Consider the following 21,473-nt stretch of genomic DNA (forward strand, 5'->3'; position numbering starts at 1 on the left):
GGCGCGGCGGAAGGGAAGCGTTCGCTCCGGTCGGGGCAGCTCCTGCACCCGCATCCAGCAGGTGTTGCGTACGCGACGGGCAGGCAACAAGCCAATCCGCGGGCGGGCGCGGCGTTGCCCGCCTTCTGGCCGCGCCACCAGGACTCGTCGTGACAAGATCGTACGACCTCGGCTTGCCGTCACCGGCCCGCGGACCGGTGAGAGAAGGCGCGTCGAGCACCCCGTCGCATGGCATCGCCCGCCACGCAGGAGGTGGCCAGGTGGCGCAGGCATGCCCGAAAGATGATCAAGACTGGAGCACCAACTGACCGTCCGCGTACGGAAGGACCTTGGCGCGCGGCAGATGGATCAGGACTTCCTCGCCCGCCGGAACTCCCTCCTCCCGGGGCGTCTTGGCCCTCAGGAGCTGTCCGGCCACTTCGACCTCGAGCACGCGCTGCGCGCCGTGGTCACTGACGCCCCGCAGCCTGCCGGGGAAGGTGTTGGGGCCGGGTTCCGTGACGGCCTTGATGTACTCGGGCCGGACGCCCACCTGGACCTCGGTCGTGCTCTGCGGGATGTCCCAGGCGACGGACAGCGTCCGGCCACCCAGCGCGAAGTGCCCGTCGTCCCGGTCCACGGTCAAAAAGTTCATCGCCGGTGAGCCGATGAAGTAGCCGACGTAGGTGGACGAGGGCGCCTCGAAGAGCTGCTCCGGGGTGCCTTGCTGCACGGCCCGGCCGTCCTTCATCACCAGCACTTCCTGGGCGAAGCTCATCGCCTCGTACTGGTCGTGCGTCACGTAGATCACGGTGGGCCTGAACTGCTCGGTGATCTCACGGATCTTGCGCCGCAGCATCTGCTTGAGTTGCGGGTCGATGACGGTGAGCGGCTCGTCCATCAGTATGGCCGCGACGTCGTCTCGGACCAGACCGCGGCCGAGTGAGATCAGCTGCTTGTCGTCGGCGGTGAGCCCGCGGGCAGGCTGCTTGAGCCGGTCGTGCAGGTCCAGGGCCTCGGCGACCTGGTGGACCTTGGCGTCGATCCTCGCCCTGTCCCAGCGCCGGCACTGCAGCGGGAAGGCGAGGTTGTCGTAGACCGTCATCGACTTGTAGATGACCGGGAACTGGAAGACCTGGGCGATGTTACGGGCCTTCGTGGGCAGGGCGGTGACGTCGACGCCGTCGAACAGCACCTGTCCCCGGGACGGTCTGACCAGACCGGACAGGATGTTCAGCAGCGTTGTCTTGCCGCAGCCCGAGGGCCCGACCAGCGCGTAGGTCTTGCCGGACTCGAATGTCAGCTTCAGCGGTTTGAGAGCCCACCGCTCCTCCTCGACACCCGGCGCATACGCGTGCCCGACGTCGACGATGTCCAACTGCGCCATATCAACGCCCTTCTGCTGAAGCGAGATCGTATGAAGGTGTCCGCACGAGCGCCCCGATCTCATCGAAGGCGAACAGCCGGTCGGGACGGAGCCGCAGTTTGACCAGGTCGCCGAGGGTGACGTCGTGGATGCCCTCGACCTGTACGACGAAGGGGCTCTCGCCGACGACCACGTGGACGAAGGTCTCGGAACCGGAGATCTCCACGAAAGTGACCTCGCCTTCGACCCCGGTGGAGGCCAGGCTGACGTCCGTGGCGCGCAGGCCGAGCTGGTAGGCACCGTCGGGCAGGTCGGCCAGGTGCGCGGAGACGTGCGTGGCCTGGAAGCCGGCCACCGTGACCTGGCCGTCCTCGATCCGGCCCGCGAAGATGTTCATGGGCGGGTCGTTGATGATGGACGCCACCGTGGTGGTCGCCGGACGTTCGAAGACCTCCTGTGGGGTGCCGGTCTGGAGGATCCGCCCCTCGTGCATGACCAGCACCACATCCCCGAGCATCATCGCCTCGGCGGGTTCGGTGGTCGTGTAGATGACGATGGTGTCGCCCTGGTCCGAGAAGAGGGTCTTGAACTCGTCGCGCAGTTGTTCGCGCAACTTGTAGTCCAGGTTCGCCAGCGGCTCATCGAGCAGAAGGGTGCCGGCGCCGCGTGCCAGGGCGCGGGCCATCGCGACGCGCTGCTGCTGGCCGCCGGAGAGCTGGGACGGCTTGCGCTTCTCGAAGTCCGCAAGCCCCACATTCGCCAGGCTCTGCCGGACTCGTCGCTGGATCTCGTCCCGCGACAGCCCGGCCCGCTTCAAGGGAAAGGCCACGTTGTGGAACACGTTGAGATGCGGGTAGTTGATGAACTGCTGGTAAACCATGGCGGTGTCGCGCCGCCACACCGGTGTCTTCAGGAAGTCCGCGCCCGCCCGGGTCAGCGAGCCGGAATCCACCTTCTGCAGGCCGGCCAGGACCCGCAGCAGTGTCGTCTTCCCGGCCATCGTCCGGCCGATGACGGTGTGGAGCCGTCCCGGCTGGAAGGTCGCGGTCACGTTATTGAGGTGGTCGACGCCGTCGACGGTCAGGCACAGATCAGTGGCGTTCAGGTTCATCGGACCGCTCCCGACAGGTTCCCCTTGGACAGATAGCGCTCCACCCAGATCGCGAGCAGGATCAGCGGTGTCACGCCGAAGAGCGCGGCGGCGGACAGCGTCCACCAGGGCGGAATGGAGGAGTTGAGGGCCACGACCGCCTGGGGCAGGGTCTGGACCTCGGTGAAGGTCAGCCGGAAGGCGAAGAAGAAGTCGTTCCAGCCGAACACCGCGCAGAACATCGCCGCCACGGTCAGGCCGGGCAGGGAGTTCGGCAGGATCGCCCGTACGAAGGTCTGGAACGGGCCGCAGCCGTCCAGCATCGCCATCTCGTCGATCTCCCGCGGGACGCCGTTGAAGAAGTCCACCATCACCCAGACCGCGATCGGCAGCAGCAGTGCGACCGTCACGATGACCAGACCGGGGATGCTGTCCAGGAGACCGCCCCACTGCAGGAGGTAGAAGAAGGGGATCACCAGCACGACCGGCGGCATGATCCGTTGGGAGACGAAGAAGAAGACGATGTCGCTGTTCTTGATGAAGCCCAGCTTGAACCGGTAGCGGGACAGTGCGTAGGCGGCCAGGGACCCCAGCGCCAGGCTGATGGCGGACGCGGCGATGGTGATGATCGCGCTGTTGACGAAGGGATCGATCACATCGACACCGCCGGCTCCGCCGAAGATGTTGCGCCAGCCGGTGAGGGTGGGCTTGTACTGCGCCCAGGGAATGTAGGTGGGGCCGCCCTGTACTGCGTTGGCATCCTTGAAACTGGTCGTCATCGCCCAGAAGAACGGTCCCGCGACGAAGCACGCCCACAGTGCGATGACGGTGTATTTGAATACGGGATAAAGGCGCGACCTCATGAGTCCCCCTTCAGCTTGAGGGCCCTGGTGAGCAGGGCGGCGACAACCGTGAGCGTGACGCTCATCAGGACCAGGTAGGTCAGCGACATCGCGCCGCCGTATCCGGTCTGCTGGTCCCTGAGCCCTTGGATGTAGAGGTAGTAGCCCGGGGTCTCCGTGGAGGAGCCAGGGCCGCCGGAGGTCAGTACGTAGACGCTGTCGGAGAGCTTGGACGCCTCGATCAGCCGGATGACGACCGCCGCGACCGACACCGGCGCCATCAGCGGGAAGGTCACCTTCCAGAAGGTGCGCCAGGTGCCGGCGCCGTCGATCGCCGCGGCCATGAACGGTTCCTTGGGAAGGCTCAGCAGACCGGCCAGCAGCAGCAGGAACATGAAGGGGGTCCACTGCCAGACTTCGACAGTCATCAACGCGACCAGCGCTGGGCCGGACTCGGTGAGCCAGGGAATCCTGGACAGGCCCAGCATCCCCAGCAGATCGTTCACCGGCCCCAGCGACTCATGGAAGATCGTCTGCCAGATGGCGGCCATCACCACGGGCGTGGTCATCATGGGGACAAGGAACAGCACCCGCCAGAATCGGCGGCCGCGTACGTCGCGCCAGACCAGCAGGGCCATGCCGAACCCGATGACGTACTGGATCAGGACCGTGCCGCCCGCCAGCAGGACCAGCCGGGTGATGGAGGCCCAGAAGCGGCCGTCGTGCAGTACGGCGGTGTAGTTGGCCCCTCCGATGAAGTCCATGTGAGGGTTGCTGACGTTCCAGCCGGAGAAGCTGACGCGGATGGTGAACAGAAGCGGGAAAATGATGATCAGGAAGAGTGTGAGCAGTCCCGGCAGCAGGAACATGCTCTTGTGCCGGCGCAGGCCGTCCATGGTTCTCCTTGCGGAAGGGGGCGGGCGACCCCGGGTGGCCGGCCGGTCCGGTCCGGCCCCCGGGGCGTCCTGCGGTCGGATCAGGAGTTGTCCTCGAGCGCAACCACGTTGCGATAGGCGCTCTGGACCTTGTCCTCGCCGATCTGGTTGGTGATCTTGGACCATTCCTCGGCCACGCCGTCCAGTGCGTGCTGCGGGGATTCCTGGCCCGCCACAGCCGCGGCGACTCCGTTGGACAGTGCGGACATGTACTGATTGACACCCGGCACGCGCAGGTCGAAGACGCGGTTGGGACTCTTCTCCATGCCGGAGAGCGTTCGCACATACGACTCGGCGACGTCCTTGTCCCAGCCCTGCTTCTCCCAGAACGCCGGGTCGAAGTGGGCGTTGCGGTAGGGGTTGACACCGAATCGGCCGATGGTCAGATCGAGGGCGGTGTTGGCCTCGTTACTGAAGAAGCACAGGTAGTCGAAGGCCATCTGCTGGTGGCGCGAGGCCTTGGCCACCGCCGAGGTCCATCCCCAGGTGAAGTAGGGCGCCTGGTTGGCCTTCTTGTCCCACGACTTCGTGGTGCGGTTGTAGACCTCCGAGGAGCCAGGCAGGGGCGCCGCCCGGACCTTGTTGCGGATCCTGCTGTCCGTCTGCTGAGCCTGGATGAAGGCGTCGTCCCAGGAGTAGGACATCAGTGTCTGGCCGCCTCCGAAGGAGAAGATCTCGTCTCCCAGGCCGAAGTTGGCGCCGCCGGGTGCCCAGGTGGACTTGGCCTTCACCATGTCCTGCAGAGCGCGGACGAATCCGGGCGTGTTGATCAGCGGCTTCATAGTCTTGACGTCGAAGAAGACACCGCCCTTGACGTCCGGGTTCTTCACATACGGCGCCGCCCGGCTGATGAACGCGGAGAATGTCAGGTCGTCGCGCTTGGTCACCTCGGCACTGCCGTAGTTGCGCTTGCCGTCGCCGTCGAAGTCCTTGCCGCTGAAGAACTTGGCTACCTGCTGGTATTCGGTCCACGTCTTGGGGACTTGCAGGTCCTTGCCCGTGGCCTTCTTGTACTCCGCCTGCCGCTCGGGGTCGTTCAGGACATCGGTGCGGACCTTGAGGTAGTGCCGGTCACCGTCCACCGGGTACTGCACGACCTTCCCGTTCCAGGTCGCCACGTCCATGTAGGCCTTGGTGACGTCCTTCATGCCGGGGGTGTTCAGGTATGTCTTCGGTACCGGTGCCAGATACGGGGCCATGTCGCCGATCCACAGGGACGGGTAGAACATGACGTCGTACGCCGGCTGGTTCGCCTGGAGGGGTGTGAGGATCTTCTGGTGCAGCTCGCCGAAGGGGACGTTGACCACCTCGACCTTGCCCCCGGTGATCTCCTCGAACTGCTTGGCGTGCAGCTGGGTCGGCTCGCCGATGACGGGAACGGCGTGGCTGATGATCTTCAGTGTCTGTCCGGAATAGTCCTTGCGGCTGATCGACTCGTAGCTGCAGGGTCCGGGGACGTCCTTGACCTTCGTGGCCGGGTAGTCCTTGCCGTACTTCTTGTAGCTGATCTCCGAGCCGGGCTTGAAGAGCGCGGCCTTTTCCTTGGGCTTGGCCTGTGCCTGGTTCTGGGCGGTGCACGCGGTGGCGGTCAGGGCCGCGACGGCGGCGACGGCGACCAGGGCGGTGTACGGTCTGCTGCGCATGGGGCTTCTCCTGCGGTGTCAGGGGATCAAGATCGCTCGGCCGCGTACGGCCCCGGCGTCCAGATCGTCGAGGGCCTGCTGGAAGGAGGCGAGGGGGTACCGCTGGGTGTGCAGCGTGACCTTGCCCTGGGCCGCCAGGACCATCAGCTCGGAGAGGTCGTTGTAGGACCCCACGAGGTTGCCGATGAAGTTGATCTCCGTGGAGATGACGTCGATCGTCGGAACGTTCAGGTGGCCGCCGTAGCCGATGACGTAGTAGTTGCCGTTGCGGCGCAGGCAGGCCACGCCCGTCTCGACGGCGCCCCCCTCACCGACGAAGTCCAGGACGACTTCCGCCCCGTGCCCTGCGGTGAGGTCACGTACGCGGTCCGCTTCGCTTCCGTCCGCGACGAGGGTGTTGTCGGCGCCCAGTTCCTTGGCCAGCGCGAGGGCCTCCGGGCTGCGGTCGATGACGATCATCTCGACCGGCGACAGGGCCCGCAGCACCTGGATTCCGATGTGTCCGAGTCCGCCGGCGCCGATGACCACGGCCTTGTCGCCGGGCCGCAGCACCCGGGCCGCCTTGGCGACGGCGTGGTACGCCGTGAGCCCGGCGTCGGCCAGGGCCGCCACCGAGGCCGGCTCCAGGGACGGGGCGAGGGGCACGACCGAGCGGGCGTTGGTCTTCAGGTACTCGGCGTAGCCCCCGTGGGTGTCTATGCCGGGGAAGGCCGAGTTCATGCAGTGCACGTCGTCGCCGGCCCGGCAGGCGCGGCACAGACCGCAGGTCACCAGCGGGTGCAGGATGACCGGGTCACCGACCTTGACGTGGGTGACGGCCTCCCCGGCCTCCGCGACCCAGCCGGCGTTCTCATGACCGATCGTGTACGGAAGGGTGACCCCGCTCTTGTCCTTCCACTGTCCTTCGAGGATGTGCAGATCGGTCCGGCAGACTCCGGCGCCCCCGATCTTCACGATCACATCCAGCGGACCGGTGATCTGCGGGTCCGGCACGTCCACGAGCACGGGCGGCTCGTCGTACTCGATGACCTGCACGGCTTTCATGGCGGCTCCCTGCGAGTCGGCGGGTGGGTGGTGCGCCGATTACACAGGCCGCCGCTCGCAGGTCGATGTCTCAGAAGCCGTCCGCGAATGTCTCAATGTGACACACGCCGTAGGCGAGAGGCCGTCGAACTGGTCCAATCACTGCACCGAGGGATTGTGACGCGCGCCGTACGGGAGTGTTAATGCCCCGCCAACAACCCGGAAGCTCACTGAGAGCAGCCAGAGAGCTCTACCTGGAAGTCACCAAGGATCCAAGCGCCCGGCCGCTCGTGGTGGCCTCATGGCATCGCTCCATGGCATACAAAGTGAAGTCGGGCAGCCTCGACGCTCCGTACCTGGACAACCCCAATCTGGAAAGCCCCCTCGCCAGGGCGGCACTGCCGATCCTGGACAGGCTGCACGAGCAGCTCGCCGACGACCCGGTGTCCACGATGATCACAGACCGGAACGGCGTGGTGCTTTCCCGGAAGGTCTCCCACGAGGGGCTGACGACGAACCTCAACCGAGTGCACCTCGCCCCGGGCCACGTGTTCGCCGAGCGCTACGTGGGCACCAACGGCATCGGAACCGCGCTGGCCAGCGGCCGCCCGGTCATAATCGCCGGAAGGCAGCACTACGTCGAGGCGCTGCGGGACTTCCACTGCGCGGCCGTACCGATCCTGCATCCCACCCGGCGGACCCTGCTGGGAGCCTTCAACCTCACCACCATCCGTCAGGGCTCCGACGGCATGCTGATGGCCTTCGCCCGCTCGGTCACGGCCCAGATCGAGGCCGAAATCGCGGCGATCACCTCGCGGCGCGAACGGGCCCTGTTCCAGGACTACATGCAAGCGTGCTCCTCGGCGCGCCCGGGACCCGTGCTCGCCCTCAACCGCGATGTCGTCATGATGAACGAGCAGCTCAGCGCGGCCGTGACCGGGCCGGATCACTATGCGCTGCTCGACCATGCTCGTGAGATCGCCGACCATTCCCGGCAGGAGGGGACCCGCAGCATCGCTCTGCCCTCCGGACGGGTCGCCGAACTCAGGGTCAGCCGCTGTCGGCGCGAGGACAGCGACGCGGGCGCCGTCTTCAGGGTCCGGTTGATCGGACGCCCCCAGCCCGGACCTGCCGTTTTCGCCACGCCCGTCCGGTCCGACCTGGGACTGGTGGGCTCGTCCCCGCACTGGCTGCGCGCCGTCGCCGACAGCCGAGCGGCGCTCGTCGCAGGGACGTGGCTGCATCTCCTGGGCGAAGCCGGCGTCGGCAAGAGCACGTTGGTCGAGGCTCTGCACCGAGCCCACGGCGCCGGACGTCGGCTGGAGATGACGCAACCGCCGCCGTCCGATACACCGGCCGTTACCGAGCGCTGGTTGCGCGACGTCGGAGAACTGCTTGCCGTGCCGTCCAACGTGCTTGTCCTGCGTGACGTCCACCTGTTGGGCGACCGGCTGCGACAGCGGCTGATGAACCTGCTGGCGCACCTGGACGGCACCGCCACCGGGCAACTGGTCATGACCAGCCAGCCGACGATGGTCGGCAGCGATGACCTGCTCGACCAGCTCTGCGGCGCCTTGGTGGAGGTTCCGCCGCTGCGCCATCGCCCTGGGGACCTCGAATACCTGGCGCGGTATTTCCTGCGCAAGTACCGGCCGAGCGGTGAGAGCGAGTTCTCCCCGGATGCACTGACCATGCTGCAGCGATGCCCTTGGCCGGAGAACGTCCGCCAGCTCGAGTCGGTGATCCGCGGACTTGCGCGGCGGTATTCCGGCCGGATGATCCATGCGGAGGACCTCCCGCCGGAATGCCGGGTGTCCTCGCACAAGGTCCTGACCACCATCGAGGCGCTGGAACGCGACGCCATTCTGCGTGGGTTGATGGACCGCAACTCCAACGTCCAGCGCACCGCGCAGGACCTCGGGATTTCCCGCGCAACGATGTACCGCAAGATGCGCCGTTACGGGATCGTCCCGTCGAGCCTGACCTGACGGGCCGCCCTGGCGTGCGGCGATGCTCGGTGCCGCTGCCGGGGCGGGCACACCGCATGTACCTGGACGGTGGCCTCGGCCATGGGGGAGTGTCTGATCAACGGCCCTGTCTCACATTCGGTGGCGACGGAGAGTCGTGAGGGTCGTTGACAGTCGGCCGGTCGTAGACCGCGAACGCCTCACGTACGCGCCAGGTCCGGTCCTGCTCCTGGACGCGCTCCAGGAAGCGCAGCAGATCCAGGCGGGTAAGCGGACGTGGATCGTTCACATGTTCGAGACTAGGCCTGTTCGACCTGGTCAGCGCCGCGGGGTCTGATCGTCGCCGTATCCCATACGTAGTGCCGGCTGAAGGTGACGAGGGCCCGCCATTCCGGCTCGTAGAACCGCGGCTGCACCCACGCGACGGACCGGCCGCCCGGCCCGTTGAAGTGGGCCCGCAGTCCGCCCTCGTACCAGCGGCCGCCCACGCACACCTCGACTGTGCGGTGTGGCCAGTAGGAGACCGGCCTGCCGTGGAAGCAGTCGAGCATGTCGTGGCCCGCGATCACCGCGTCGCCGTTCTGTGGCTCGGCCTCGACGGTCGCGGGAACGTGTCGTTCGGTGTACAGCAGGCCCATGCGGTCGGGGTCCCATACGACCCAGGCCATGCGGATGGTGGGCCGGGGCCAGTCGACGATGACGAGCAGGGCGCGACTGCCGTCCGGCCGGTCGCGGTACTCCAGCACCTGGGCCTTCTGCCGTCGGCCTGCCCGCCGGAGCGTGAGCGTGAGTCCCGTACGGGCGAATTCGGTGTCTCGCCAGTCCGGCACCTCATCCGGCACCGGGAGGGCGACCTCTTCCGCATCACGCCATTCGCTCATGCGTTCGAATGTAGCGGGACGCGTGAGGCGGCACGAGACCCCGTACGGGTGATGGTGCGACGGGCCCTCGCCTCCACCGCGAGACGCGGGGGCCTGTACCCGCCCGACTAGTCCGCCGGGTCCTCCTCTGCCCGCCGTACAGCCCTCTTCACGGATTGCTCGACCTCGTGGCGGTCCTGCTCGGCCGCCTGGGCGTACTTGGTGATGGCCGCCTGTGCCACCTCGGACGCTTCGCGCCATCGGTGCCACTGCGCCTCGTACTCCTCGCCGGTGAGGCCCGCGAGCTTCGCGCGTTCCTCTTCGGCGCAATGTTCCAGCTTGATGAGTTCATCGGGAATGTCCGCCACGATCCGGATCCTAAGCTCATGTGCTCAGCGCGCCGACCTTGCGACGTGCCGATGGCGCGGTGGAGCCCGCGGCGGGCCGGCCGCTCTCGATACGAAGATCACGAACTGTTCGCGATCTTCGAAGGGGTGCGGCTTGCCGTCCACCGCCGTGCCGCGACGGGCACCGCGTGTGCCGGCGGCCGTCTCGCACCCTCCTGGCTTCATCGGGGCTCTAACCCGCGCGTATGCCGTCACGAGGCGGGATGGGTCGGGCCGTCTGTGGGCCGCCGGAGGAAAGCCGAGGACGACCGGGTACGACCGATGACGATCACCGCACGTCTCGGGCCCCAGGTCACCCAAATCGATCTGCGACACTGGTACGGCCATGCCTAAGCCCGGAGAACTCACTTTCGTCGCCCCGCGCGGAGCCCAGAAGCCGCCGCGGCACCTTGCCGATCTCACGCCCGCCGAGCGCAAAGAGGCGGTTGCCGCGATCGGTGAGAAGCCGTTTCGTGCCAAGCAGCTCTCGCAGCACTACTTCGCGCGGTACGCGCACGACCCCGCGGAGTGGACGGACATCCCGGCTGCCTCGCGCGGCAAGCTCCAGGAGGCGTTGCTCCCCGAGCTGATGACGGTCGTGCGGCATCTGTCCACCGATCAGGACACCACCCGCAAGACCCTGTGGCGGCTCTTCGACGGCACGCTGGTCGAATCCGTGCTGATGCGCTACCCGGACCGGGTGACCATGTGCATCAGCTCGCAGGCCGGCTGCGGGATGAACTGTCCGTTCTGCGCCACCGGGCAGGCCGGTCTCGACCGGAACCTGTCGACCGGTGAGATCGTGCACCAGATCGTGGACGGGATGCGCGCCCTCAGGGACGGCGAGATCCCGGGCGGTCCGGCGCGGCTGAGCAACATCGTCTTCATGGGCATGGGCGAGCCGCTCGCCAACTACAAGCGAGTGGTCGGGGCGATCCGGGCGCTCACCGACCCCGAGCCCGACGGGCTCGGGCTGTCGCAGCGCGGAATCACCGTGTCCACCGTGGGGCTCGTCCCCGCGATCCACCGGTTCTCCGACGAGGGCTTCAAGTGCCGCCTCGCCATCTCGCTGCACGCGCCGGACGACGAACTGCGCGACACCCTCGTACCGGTCAATACGCGGTGGAAGGTGCGGGAAGTTCTCGACGCCGGCTGGGAGTACGCGGCCAGGTCCGGACGTCGGCTGTCCATCGAGTACGCCCTCATCCGGGACATCAACGACCAGGCGTGGCGCGGTGACCGGCTCGGGCGGCTGCTCAAGGGCAAGCCGGTGCACGTCAATCTCATCCCGTTGAACCCGACCCCCGGCTCGAAGTGGACCGCCTCGCGGCCCGAGGACGAGAAGGCGTTCGTGGAGGCGATCGCGGCCCACGGGGTGCCGGTGACCATCCGGGACACCCGGGGCCAGGAGATCGACGGGGCGTGCGGTCAGCTCGCTGCCACCGAGCGGTAACCTGTCCTGCGTACGTACATCTTCATATTCCGACAGGGGAGCGCCACAGCGCTGAGAGTGCGGGAGAGACCGCAGACCCTCTGAACCTTGCCCAGGTCATTCTGGGTAGGAAGTTCGGTCACCACTCAAGCTGTTGCGCCCTGCCCGGGAACTGTCAGAGGTTCCGGGCAGGGCCGCGTCTCTTCCTGGTCAGCCAGGAGGAAATCAGTGAGCAACACCAAGAAGTTCGCGTCCGTGGCCGTCGGCCTGGGCCTGGTCACGCTGCCCGTGCTGACGGCGTGCGGGTCCACCGACAGCGGTGGCTCCGCGGACTCCAAGGCCGTGACGCTCGTCAGCCACGACTCGTGGGCCGTGTCCAAGAGCGTGCTGAAGGACTTCGAGAAGCAGTCCGGGTACAAGGTCAAGGTCCTGAAGGACGGCGACGCCGGGCAGGCCGTCAACAAGGCGATCCTCACCAAGGACAACCCCCAGGGCGACGTCTTCTTCGGCGTCGACAACACCCTGCTGTCCCGCGCGCTCGACAACGGGCTCTTCCAGTCGTACGAGGCCAAGGGCTCGGACCTGGTCCTCCCGGAGTACCGGGTCGACCAGGGCAAGCACCGGGTCACGCCCATCGACTCCGGCGACATCTGTGTCAACTACGACAAGGCCTACTTCAGCGAGCACAAGCTGACGCCGCCGCAGTCCTTCGACGACCTGATCAAGCCCGAGTACAAGAACCTCCTCGTCACCGAGAACGCCTCCACGTCCTCGCCCGGCCTCGGCTTCCTGCTCGGGACCGCCGCGAAGTACGGCGATGGGGGAGGCTGGCAGGACTACTGGAAGAAGCTCAAGGCCAACGGCGTCAAGGTCGTCGACGGCTGGGAGCAGGCGTACAACGACGAGTTCTCCGGATCCGCCGGCGGCAAGAAGGCCAAGGCCGACCGCCCGCTGGTCGTCTCGTACGCCTCCTCGCCGCCCGCCGAGGTCATCTACGCCGACCCGAAGCCGACGACCGCGCCGACCGGCGTCGCGAACGGCACCTGCTTCCGGCAGGTCGAGTACGCGGGGCTGCTGAGCAACGCGAAGAACACCAAGGGCGGCAAGGCGCTCCTCGACTTCCTGCTCACCAAGGAGTTCCAGGACGACATGCCGCTCAACATGTTCGTCTACCCGGTACGGGAGGCCGCTCAGGTGCCACCGGAGTTCACGAAGTTCGGCCCGCAGGCCAAGGACCCCGAGACCATGACCCCCGCCAAGATCGCCGACAACCGTGACCAGTGGGTCAAGTCGTGGACCTCGCTCGTACTGAAGTAGCTCCGCCGAAGGCCCGGAAGGGGAGTGCGGCGCGGCTGGGGCTCATGGCCCTGCCCGTCGCGTTCTTCGCCGTCTTCTTCGCCTACCCCGTCGCCGCGATCGTGGCCCGCGGTCTGAAGGTCGACGGGGCCTGGCAGTTGGGGCGGATCGGCGATGTGCTCGCGCAGTCGGACATCCGGCACGTGCTGTGGTTCACCACGTGGCAGGCGCTCGCCTCGACAGTGCTCACGCTGCTGATCGCGATCCCCGGCGCGTATGTGTTCGCGCGCTTCGATTTCAGGGGCAAGCAGGTCCTGCGGGCGGTCGTGACCGTGCCCTTCGTGCTGCCCACCGTCGTTGTCGGTACGGCCTTCCTGGCTCTTGTCGGCCGCGGCGGGCTCCTGGACGAGCTGTGGGGCGTACGGCTCGACACCACCGTCTGGGCGATCCTGCTCGCGCATGTCTTCTTCAACTACGCGGTCGTCGTACGGACGGTCGGTGGGCTCTGGTCGCAACTCGACCCGCGCCAGGAGGAGGCCGCGCGGATGCTCGGCGCCTCCCGGTTCGCGGCCTGGCGCAAGGTGACGCTGCCGGCCCTGAGTCCGGCCGTGGCCGCCGCGGCGCTCATGGTCTTCCTCTTCACTTTCACCTCCTTCGGTGTGGTGCAGATCCTCGGCGGGCCCACCTTCTCGACGCTCGAAGTCGAGATCTACCGGCAGACCTCGGAGATCTTCGACTTGGCGACGGCGGCGGTGCTGACGATGATCCAGTTCATGGCCGTGGGCGCGATCCTCGTCGTGCACGCCCGGACCGTACGCCGTCGGGAGACCGCGCTGCGTCTGGTGGCCCCGGAGGCGACCGCGCGCCGGCCGCGCGGGGCCGCGCAATGGGCGCTGCTGGCGGGGGTGCTGGCGAGCATCGTCGTCCTCCTCGTGCTGCCGCTCGGCGTGCTGGTCCAGCGCTCCCTCGACACCCCCGGCGGCTACGGGTTCGCGTACTACAAGGCGCTGACCTCCGCCGACGGCGGCATCTTCCTCGTCGCGCCGATCGAAGCCATCGGCAACTCGCTGGAGTACGCGCTCGCCGCAACCGCCATCGCCGTGGCGATCGGGGGGCTGGCGGCAGCGGCCCTGACGCGCCGCAACACCGGCCGTCTCGTGCGGGGCTTCGACGCCCTGCTGATGCTGCCGCTCGGCGTCTCCGCGGTGACCGTCGGCTTCGGGTTCCTGATCGCACTGGACAAGCCACCGCTGGATCTACGAGCGTCCTGGATCCTGGTGCCGCTCGCGCAGGCGCTGGTGGGCGTCCCCTTCGTCGTACGGACGATGCTGCCCGTGCTGCGGGCGGTGGACGGGCGGCTGCGGGAGGCGGCGGCCGTGCTCGGGGCGTCGCCGTGGCGGGTGTGGCGCGAGGTCGACCTGCCGATGGTGCGGCGGGCGCTGCTGATCGCGGCCGGGTTCGCCTTCGCCGTGTCGCTCGGCGAGTTCGGGGCGACCGTCTTCATCGCACGGCCCGACAATCCGACGCTGCCGGTCGCCGTGGCCCGGCTGCTCGGGCGGGCGGGCGACCTCAACTACGGCCAGGCGATGGCCCTTTCGGCGATCTTGATGGTGGTGTGCGCGGTGGCGCTGCTGCTGTTGGAGCGCGTACGGACCGACCGGACCGGGGAGTTCTAGATGCTGCTGAGCCTCGAAGGCGCGACCGTACGCTTCGGTGGGCGGCCGGTGCTCGATGCCGTCGACCTCGATGTCGCCGAGCACGAGATCGTCTGTGTGCTCGGGCCGAGCGGCAGCGGCAAGTCCACGTTGCTGCGGGCGGTGGCCGGATTGCAGTCGCTGGATGCGGGCCGTGTGGTACTGGGCGGACGCGACCAGGCAGCGGTGCCGGCGCACAAGCGGGGCGTCGGCCTGATGTTCCAGGACCACCAGCTCTTCCCGCAACGGGACGTGGGCGGCAATGTCGCCTTCGGGTTGCGGATGCACGGGGCGCCGAAGGGGCGACAAAACCTGGAAGTAGGAGAGTTGCTGGAGCTCGTCGGGCTGCCGGGTGCCGAACGGCGGGCCGTCGCGGAACTCTCCGGCGGCGAGCAGCAGCGGGTCGCGCTGGCCCGCGCGCTCGCACCCCGCCCGAGCCTGCTGATGCTCGACGAGCCGCTCGGCCAGCTGGACCGCTCGCTGCGCGAACGGCTCGTGGTGGAACTGCGGGAGCTGTTCGACGAGTTGGGCACGACCGTGCTCGCCGTCACGCACGACCAGGGCGAGGCCTTCGCGCTCGCGGACCGGGTCGTGGTGATGCGGGACGGGCGGATCGCCCAGTCCGGTACGCCGCTCGAGGTCTGGCAGCGCCCCGCGGACGAGTTCGTGGCCCGCTTCCTCGGCTTCGACAACGTGGTCGGGGCGACGGTGAGCGGGGAGGTCGCGGACACCCCCTGGGGGAAGGTTCCGGTGCCGGAAGGCGCCCCCCAGGGGCCGGGCACACTCCTCGTACGGCCCGCCGGCGTACGGCTCGTGGCAGCGGCCGACGGGCTGCGCTGCACGGTTGCCGCGCGCACCTTCCGGGGCACCCACGTTGCCGTGCATCTGCAGCCGGAGGAGGCGCCCCGGCTGGAAGCGGCGTGTGCGCTGCGGGATGCGCCGGAGCCCGGCGACGAGGTCGGCGTGGAGTTCGACGCGGCCGAAATCGTCGTGCTCGGGGAGACCCCCGCCGCATAGGGTGCCGATCATGACGCCACTCGGACATGACCGCTACGGCGACGCGATCGAGCTGCAGGTACGTCAGCTGAGGGATGTGCTGGCCGCGGATGCGGCCGATCTGTCCGCCACCGTGCCGACCTGCCCCGAATGGTCGCTGGAGCAGCTCGTGCGGCATATCGGCGGTGCGTTGCGCTGGGTCGAATTCATCGTCCGCACGCGGGCGCAGGAGAACGTCCCCGAGGACAGGATTCCGCTCGCCGGCGGTTTTTCGGAGCCCCAAGGCGACCCGGCGGCTCTGGACGCCTGGCTCGCGGAGACCGGCGAGATGCTCGTCGGCACGCTGCGGGAGGCGGGGCCCGACACACGGGTGTGGGCGTGGGCCGGGGTCCTCAACTCCGGCTTCTGGGCGCGCCGGATGACGCACGAGCTGGCCATCCACCGCGCCGATGCGGCACTGGCGGTCGGGCTGCCGTACCAGGTCGACGCCGACGTGGCCGCGGACGCGATCGACGAGTGGCTCGCGATCGTCGAGTTCGTGCAGCGGACGCAGCCGCACGACGCGGCGGCCGAGCTGCGCGGTCCGGGCCGCAGCATCCACCTCCACGCCACCGACACCACCCCCGAGCTGAACGCCGAGCGAAGCGAGATGGGGGTCCCCCCGCCCGAAGGGTGGGGGAGGGTCGTGGAGCTCACCGAGCAGGGCGTCAGCTGGCGCCGTGGCCACGAGAAGACGACCGTCGCGCTGCGCGGCCCGCTCACCGAGGTACTGCTCGGCTTCTATCGCCGACTGCCGCTGGACGAGGGGCGGTTGGAGGTGCTGGGGGAGCGGGAGCTGCTGGACTTCTGGCTGCAGCGGGCGACGTTCGGACAGCCGTACGCGAATGGCCCGCCCCCTGGGGGACGGGCCACGCGTTTGTGCGGGGTGTTGCGGGTCAGTTGGCCTTCGACGCGCCGCGGCGGCGCATGCCGAAGAACACCGCTCCGCCGCCCACCACGACGAGCGCACCGGCGATGCCGGCGATCATCGGGGTGTTGGAGTTCGCACCGGTCTCGGCGAGGTTGGAGTCACCGGCCGCGGGAGACGGGGAGTTGTCGCCCGTCGTCGCGGGGGCAGTGGTGCTCTCGGAGGCCGACGGGGTCGGCGTGTCCGAGGGGGTCTCCGACGGCGAGGGGGTCTCCGACGGCTTCGGGGTCTCCGAAGGCTTCGGCGTCTCGGTGGACTTGCACGCCTCGGACGGCGCGGTCAGGTCCGGCGAGATGTCCTCGTCGACGATGTTCCCGGCCTTGATGTGCACGCGGTACTGGGCGTTGGGGGCCCAGTCCTCCGAGAACGTGACGGTCGCGCCCTCGCGGGTGCCGGTGACCGTCTGCTCGCCGATCTTCTTCGCGTCGGCGCCGTTGGACTCGAGGAAGACCGAGACGATGGCGTCCCGGCCCGATGAGTCCGTGTCGGTCACGGTGATGATGCCCTTCCCGTTGTCGTCGCAGGAGGCGACGGCCGAGAAGTCACGGATGTTGCAGGCAAGTGCGTTGCCCGCGACGCCGAGCGCGAGCGCGGCCGAAGCGGAGGCAACACCGAGGATTCGCACGGAACGTGCGGTACGGCGAGATATGGACACGATTGCCCTTCACAGGATGCGCAACTGCGGGGGGTGAGCGGGGGTTCTGCTGTGACAACAGCACCCCCAGGAGTCTCACAGGTTTATAAGGACCGCCTAAGGACTGTCAATGTATATGCCCTGACAGACCGTTGGCTTTGCCTTGTCATTAACCACCGAGGCGTTTGAGCGCCTCCGGAACGTCCTCGATCCGGTCGACCAGGGCGATGCGCGACTCCATCGAGCGCTCCCGGGCCAGCGACTGGAGGAGCGGCCACGTGGGGTGCTTTTCGGTCCAATGTGCCCGGTTCACCAGGACCATGGGCGTGGGCTCGCCACGGGACTCGTAGTAGTTCGGAGTCGCGTTGTCGAAGATCTCCTGTACGGTCCCGGCGGCGCCCGGCAGGAAGACGACGCCCGCGTTCGAGCGGGCCGGCAGGCCGTCCTCGCGGGTCGCGTTGGCGAAGTACTTGGCGATGTGCTCGGCGAAGGCGTTCGGCGGCTCGTGACCGTAGAACCAGGTGGGGATGCCGACCGAGGGACCGCCGGAGGGCCAGTGCTCCCGCATGTCGAAGGCGGCGCGCGCCCAGTCGGTCACCGAAGGGGTGAACGACGGTGCCTTGGCGAGGAGCTGGAGGGACTCGGTGAGCATCCCGTCCTCGAAGGGCGCCGCGTAGGCGCCGAGGTTGGCCGCCTCCATCGCGCCCGGGCCGCCGCCGGTGGCGACGGTGAAACCGGCGCGCGCCAGCTCACGGCCTAGGCGCGCGGCACCCTCGTACGCCTGTGTGCCGCGCGCCATCGCGTGGCCGCCCATCACGCCGACCACCCGGGCGCCGATGAGGAGTTCGTCGAGCGCGTCCGAGACGGAGTCGTCGTGGATCGAGCGCAGCATCGACGCCAATATGTCCCCGTCGGCCTTGGTCTGCTGGAACCAGGCGTACGCGCGGGCGTCCGACGTCGCCTCATAGCCCGCGTCGAGGGAGTCGAAGAGTTCGTCGGGGGAGTAGAGCAGGCTCCGGTACGGGTCGAAGGGAAGCCCGGGCACGGGCGGGAAGACCATCGCGCCCGCGGCCCTGACCTTCGCCGCCGCCTCGGGGTGCATCGGGCAGCCGAGGAACACGGCGCCCGCGGTGTCCACGGACAGCAGCTGCGTCGTACGGTCCGTCAGATCGACTGCCTGAACACGGAACTGGACGAGCGAGCCGCCCGCCGAGACGACTTCGTCGAACTCGGCGAGGGACTCGATCTCACGGTCGTGGGATGCGCGGAGAGGTGTCGGCTGCACCCGCTCATGCTAGGCGCGGCGCCCGACGCGGACGCGCGGACCCCCGTACCGCGCGCCCCGCCCGGCCGGGCATGTGCGCCGCGCCGCGTACCGGGCCGACCGGGGATCAGCCCTGGACGGCCGCCGGGTCCATCCACATGACCTCCCAGGTGTGGCCGTCCGGGTCGTCGAAGGCGCGGCCGTACATGAAGCCGTGGTCCTGGGCCTCGCCGGTCGCCGTGCCGCCCGCCGCGATCGCGTCGTCGACCAGTTCGTCGACCTTCTCGCGGCTCTCTGCGCTCAGACACAGCAGCACCTCACTGGTCTTCGTCGCGTCCGCGATCTGCTTCTTGGTGAAGTCCGCGTAGCGCTGCTTGCTCAGCATCATCGCGATGATCGTGTCGCTGATCACCACGCAGGCGCAGTCGTCCGTCGTGAACTGCGGGTTGATCGTGTAGCCGAGCTCCGTGAAGAACTTCTTCGAGGTGTCGACGTCGGCCACGGGCAGGTTCACGAAGATCATCTGCTGGTACATCTGAGGTCTCCCGTCGGTGATGTGCTGTTCGAAGGGGTAGACCGCGGGGCCGCGCGGAACTCATCGCTCGGCGCGAGTCTTTTCGCCCGAGGTTCGGCGGACTTCTTTCGGACAAGGTTCACTGGACCAGGGGGAGCGCGGCCAGCTCGGCGACCGCCCAGGTCAGCGGGCCGAACAGGACGAGCAGCGCGCCCACGCGCAGGGCCACGGCGCCGCGGAGCATCGCGGCGGGTGCTCCGAGCCGCAGCAGCTGCGCCGTGGTGTCCGCGCGCGCCTGCTTCGCCTCGACGGCCGCTGTCGCCAGGGTCAGCAGCGTGCACCCCGCGACCAGCAGGGCGCCGAGGGTGGTCAGCGGCCCGAAGTCCGGGCGCGCGCCCGCGTACAGCGTCGCCGTCGCGTATCCGCCCGACGCCACCGCGCACACCACGCCGAGCGGCTGCCCGATGCGCCGCGACTCCGCCTGCAGCACCCGCCCGGCGATCAGCCGCAGCGCGCCGGGCCGCACCGCCTGCAGCAGTCGCCCGCACAGATACGTGATCGCCGGACCCGCCAGCGCCAGGCCGACCGCGGTCAGCACCCAGCCGACCAGCACCCCGCCCGGCCCGCCCACGAAACCGCCGGGCAGCGCGAGCCCGGGCGCCGGGCGGCCCGAACGGCTCGCATATGTCTCCACGGCGAGGCCCGCCGCGAGTGCGGCCGCGCCCCAGGGGAGGCCGCTCGGGGTGGATTCCGGGGGCAGGAGCCGACGGTGGGCCGGCTCGGGAGCTGGGTTGCGCCGCGAGCGGTTCGATCGGCCGGACCCGTCGGACCCGTCGGACGCGTCGGACGCGTCCGACGTGCCGTGGGGGGTGGGGACGCCGGACCGGTCGTCGGCGGCCGCGTGCCGGTGCGTGAGGGCGGCAGGGCGGAGGTCGCAGGAGTCGTCCTGGTGGGCGTCTGTGGCGGCGTACGCCTCCGCGGTCCAGTGGAAGTCGGAGCCTTCGAGGGCGGCAGCCGTGTCGCGGTCGGTGCCGGAGAGGCCGCGGGTATCGGTGCCCGGGCTTCGGTGGGCATCGCCACCGGCGTACGGTGCCGCGTCCTCGTGAACGCCGGAGCCCCCGCTCCCATGGGTGCCGGAGCGTGCGCCCGGGTCCCCGAGGGCGTCCGTGCCGCCGTACGCCCCCGCGTGCTCGAGGCCGTCGGCGGGACCGGATGCACTGCCCCGCACGGGGCGCCCGCCCTGCCGGGTCCCGCGTCCGGTGGCATGGCGCGTCGCGTTCTGCCGTGCCGTGATCCAGGTGCGGCCGTACGACCGCGTGGCGTCCTGTGGCTTCCCGCCGCGCGGTCGCAGGGCCAGAGCCACGGTCGCGGAGGCCGCGATCGGGACCAGGCTGAGCAGGGTGAGGGCCGCGGGCAGCGGGAGGGACACGTCGGCGGCGAGGAACTCCGCCGCCGCGCCGTCGAACGGCATGCCCGTCAGATCGCCGCGCAGCTGCAGGAAGAAGAGCAGCGCCAGCATCGAGCCCAGGGCGGTGGAGAGGGCCGTGGTGACGGCGGAGACGGCCATCAGGCGGCCCGGGCCGAGGCCGATGGCCGAGAGGCCGGGGCGGGGGCGGGTGCCGGGGTCGGTGCGGGCGACCGCGAGCGCGAAGTACACCGTGGCGGCGAGCGGGGCGGCGCACCAGGCCAGGCGCAGGACACTGGCGGCCGAGGCGTCCGGGTGCGTCATCGCGTACCCCAGCGTGCACAGCAGCAGGAAGCCGGTGCCCCCGGATGCGGCGGCGACCAGGAGCCGACGGAGCTGGACAAGGGGCCGGGCCCCGCGGGCTAGACGGAGAGCGAGCACGCGGCCCGGCCTTCCGGCTCGGCGACCGGGGGCAGGTGGACCGTGTTCACGCGCCGTCCGTCGAGGAGTGACACCGTGCGGTCGGCGAGCGCCGTGGCGTCCGCGTCGTGTGTGGCGAGGACGACCGTGATGCCGTGCGAGCGGGCCGCCGTGGTGAGCGTGCGCAGCACATGGGCGCGGTCGGCCCGGTGCAGCGGGGCGGTCGGTTCGTCGGCGAAGAGCACGGTCGGGGCGGGGGCCAGGGCGCGGGCGATGGCCACGCGCTGCCGCTCGGCCTGCAGCAGGGCGTGCGGGCGCTTGCGGGCGCAGCCGCCGATGTCGAGGCGTTCCAGCCACTCCAGGGCGGTGGTCTTGGCTGCCCGGCGTCCCCAGCCGCGCAGCATCAGCGGCAGCGCCGTGTTCTCCCAGGCGTTCAGCTCGGGGACCAGGACCGGTGCCGGATCGATCCAGCCGAAGCGGTCGCGGCGCAGCCGTTCGCGGGTCAGCGGGCCCATGGTGTGCACGGGCATGCTGTTGAACCAGACCTCGCCCTGTTGGGGCAGCAGCTGGCCCGACAGGCACTGGAGCAGGGTCGTCTTGCCGCTGCCACGCGGGCCGCCGACGGCCAGGATCTCGCCGTCGCGGATTCCCAGCGAGACACCGCTGAGCGCGGGCGAGCCGTTGTGCTTGACGTGCAGGGCGCGTGCCCAGAGCACGTCGTTGTCCGGCGGGACCACCATCGCGTACACCTCGGTTCAGA

The 21,473-nt window shown here is 69.1% G+C and carries 19 protein-coding genes, 1 pseudogene and 1 riboswitch; of the genes and pseudogenes, 6 read left to right on the plus strand and 14 right to left on the minus strand.

Annotation, left to right across the window (positions count from 1 at the left end; translation table 11 throughout):
* Positions 1–286: 286 nt before the first annotated feature.
* From OG390_RS36690 to OG390_RS36715, 6 genes are all read right to left on the minus strand, one after another.
* Positions 287–1,366, minus strand: a complete 1,080-nt coding sequence (locus OG390_RS36690) for an ABC transporter ATP-binding protein (RefSeq protein ID WP_406173898.1) — start codon at positions 1,364–1,366, stop codon at positions 287–289.
* Between the two features lies 1 nt (position 1,367).
* Positions 1,368–2,456: an ABC transporter ATP-binding protein gene (locus OG390_RS36695; protein ID WP_406173900.1), complete on the minus strand. Its 1,089-nt coding sequence runs from the start codon at positions 2,454–2,456 to the stop codon at positions 1,368–1,370.
* Positions 2,453–3,298 (minus strand): carbohydrate ABC transporter permease, encoded by an 846-nt coding sequence (locus OG390_RS36700; RefSeq protein ID WP_406173901.1) that lies wholly within the window; start codon positions 3,296–3,298, stop codon positions 2,453–2,455. The genes OG390_RS36695 and OG390_RS36700 overlap by 4 nt, the downstream gene beginning before the upstream one ends.
* On the minus strand, positions 3,295–4,173 hold the full coding sequence (locus tag OG390_RS36705; RefSeq protein ID WP_406173903.1) for a carbohydrate ABC transporter permease: 879 nt from the start codon (positions 4,171–4,173) through the stop codon (positions 3,295–3,297). The genes OG390_RS36700 and OG390_RS36705 overlap by 4 nt, the downstream gene beginning before the upstream one ends.
* 80 nt (positions 4,174–4,253) lie before the next feature.
* Positions 4,254–5,855 (minus strand): extracellular solute-binding protein, encoded by a 1,602-nt coding sequence (locus OG390_RS36710; protein WP_406173904.1) that lies wholly within the window; start codon positions 5,853–5,855, stop codon positions 4,254–4,256.
* An 18-nt stretch (positions 5,856–5,873) separates the two neighbouring features.
* Entirely contained in the window at positions 5,874–6,899 is a 1,026-nt protein-coding gene (locus OG390_RS36715) for an NAD(P)-dependent alcohol dehydrogenase (protein ID WP_406173906.1), read from the minus strand.
* A 293-nt stretch (positions 6,900–7,192) separates the two neighbouring features.
* Between OG390_RS36715 and OG390_RS36720 the strand changes: the two genes are divergently transcribed.
* Positions 7,193–8,866 (plus strand): sigma-54-dependent Fis family transcriptional regulator, encoded by a 1,674-nt coding sequence (locus tag OG390_RS36720; RefSeq protein WP_406173908.1) that lies wholly within the window; start codon positions 7,193–7,195, stop codon positions 8,864–8,866.
* Positions 8,867–8,963: 97 nt separating this feature from the next.
* On the opposite strand, the gene OG390_RS36725 is transcribed toward OG390_RS36720, so the two are convergent.
* The 3 genes from OG390_RS36725 to OG390_RS36735 all read right to left on the minus strand — a co-directional run bounded on the left by OG390_RS36725 (position 8,964) and on the right by OG390_RS36735 (position 10,073).
* Positions 8,964–9,134, minus strand: a complete 171-nt coding sequence (locus OG390_RS36725) for a hypothetical protein (RefSeq protein ID WP_406173910.1) — start codon at positions 9,132–9,134, stop codon at positions 8,964–8,966.
* A gap of 10 nt (positions 9,135–9,144) precedes the next feature.
* Positions 9,145–9,726, minus strand: a complete 582-nt coding sequence (locus OG390_RS36730; RefSeq protein ID WP_406173911.1) for a hypothetical protein — start codon at positions 9,724–9,726, stop codon at positions 9,145–9,147.
* A gap of 107 nt (positions 9,727–9,833) precedes the next feature.
* The gene (locus tag OG390_RS36735; RefSeq protein WP_406173913.1) at positions 9,834–10,073 is read right to left on the minus strand and encodes a hypothetical protein; all 240 of its coding nucleotides are present in this window, start codon (positions 10,071–10,073) and stop codon (positions 9,834–9,836) included.
* 364 nt (positions 10,074–10,437) lie between these two features.
* On the opposite strand from OG390_RS36735, the gene rlmN reads away from it, so the two are divergent.
* From rlmN to OG390_RS36760, 5 genes and pseudogenes are all read left to right on the plus strand, one after another.
* On the plus strand, positions 10,438–11,544 hold the full coding sequence (gene rlmN, locus OG390_RS36740) for a 23S rRNA (adenine(2503)-C(2))-methyltransferase RlmN (RefSeq protein ID WP_406173915.1): 1,107 nt from the start codon (positions 10,438–10,440) through the stop codon (positions 11,542–11,544).
* Between the two features lie 24 nt (positions 11,545–11,568).
* A riboswitch (TPP riboswitch) is annotated at positions 11,569–11,674 on the plus strand.
* Positions 11,675–11,751: 77 nt separating this feature from the next.
* Positions 11,752–12,840, plus strand: a complete 1,089-nt coding sequence (locus tag OG390_RS36745; protein WP_406173916.1) for a thiamine ABC transporter substrate binding subunit — start codon at positions 11,752–11,754, stop codon at positions 12,838–12,840.
* Positions 12,816–14,495, plus strand: a complete 1,680-nt coding sequence (locus tag OG390_RS36750; protein ID WP_406173918.1) for an ABC transporter permease — start codon at positions 12,816–12,818, stop codon at positions 14,493–14,495. Before OG390_RS36745 ends, OG390_RS36750 begins: the two co-directional genes overlap by 25 nt.
* Complete coding sequence (locus OG390_RS36755) at positions 14,496–15,530, plus strand: ABC transporter ATP-binding protein (RefSeq protein WP_406173920.1); 1,035 nt, start codon at positions 14,496–14,498, stop codon at positions 15,528–15,530.
* Between the two features lie 10 nt (positions 15,531–15,540).
* Positions 15,541–16,380, plus strand: a pseudogene (locus tag OG390_RS36760) (maleylpyruvate isomerase N-terminal domain-containing protein); the annotation flags it as partial.
* A gap of 64 nt (positions 16,381–16,444) precedes the next feature.
* Here the strand turns inward: OG390_RS36760 and OG390_RS36765 are convergent.
* The 5 genes from OG390_RS36765 to OG390_RS36785 all read right to left on the minus strand — a co-directional run bounded on the left by OG390_RS36765 (position 16,445) and on the right by OG390_RS36785 (position 21,453).
* Positions 16,445–17,101 (minus strand): LAETG motif-containing sortase-dependent surface protein, encoded by a 657-nt coding sequence (locus OG390_RS36765; protein ID WP_406178063.1) that lies wholly within the window; start codon positions 17,099–17,101, stop codon positions 16,445–16,447.
* A gap of 178 nt (positions 17,102–17,279) precedes the next feature.
* Positions 17,280–18,395 carry an LOG family protein gene (locus OG390_RS36770; RefSeq protein WP_406173922.1) on the minus strand — a complete coding sequence of 372 codons (1,116 nt, stop codon included), beginning with the start codon at positions 18,393–18,395 and terminating at the stop codon, positions 17,280–17,282.
* Positions 18,396–18,501: 106 nt separating this feature from the next.
* Positions 18,502–18,909: a VOC family protein gene (locus tag OG390_RS36775; RefSeq protein WP_406173924.1), complete on the minus strand. Its 408-nt coding sequence runs from the start codon at positions 18,907–18,909 to the stop codon at positions 18,502–18,504.
* A 118-nt stretch (positions 18,910–19,027) separates the two neighbouring features.
* On the minus strand, positions 19,028–20,734 hold the full coding sequence (locus tag OG390_RS36780) for a hypothetical protein (protein ID WP_406173926.1): 1,707 nt from the start codon (positions 20,732–20,734) through the stop codon (positions 19,028–19,030).
* A complete protein-coding gene (locus OG390_RS36785; protein WP_406173928.1) occupies positions 20,716–21,453 on the minus strand; it encodes an ABC transporter ATP-binding protein in 738 nt (245 codons plus the stop codon). Before OG390_RS36785 ends, OG390_RS36780 begins: the two co-directional genes overlap by 19 nt.
* Positions 21,454–21,473 lie beyond the last annotated feature (20 nt).

The organism is Streptomyces sp. NBC_00996 (genome assembly GCF_045162675.1).
Taxonomy (GTDB): domain Bacteria; phylum Actinomycetota; class Actinomycetes; order Streptomycetales; family Streptomycetaceae; genus Streptomyces.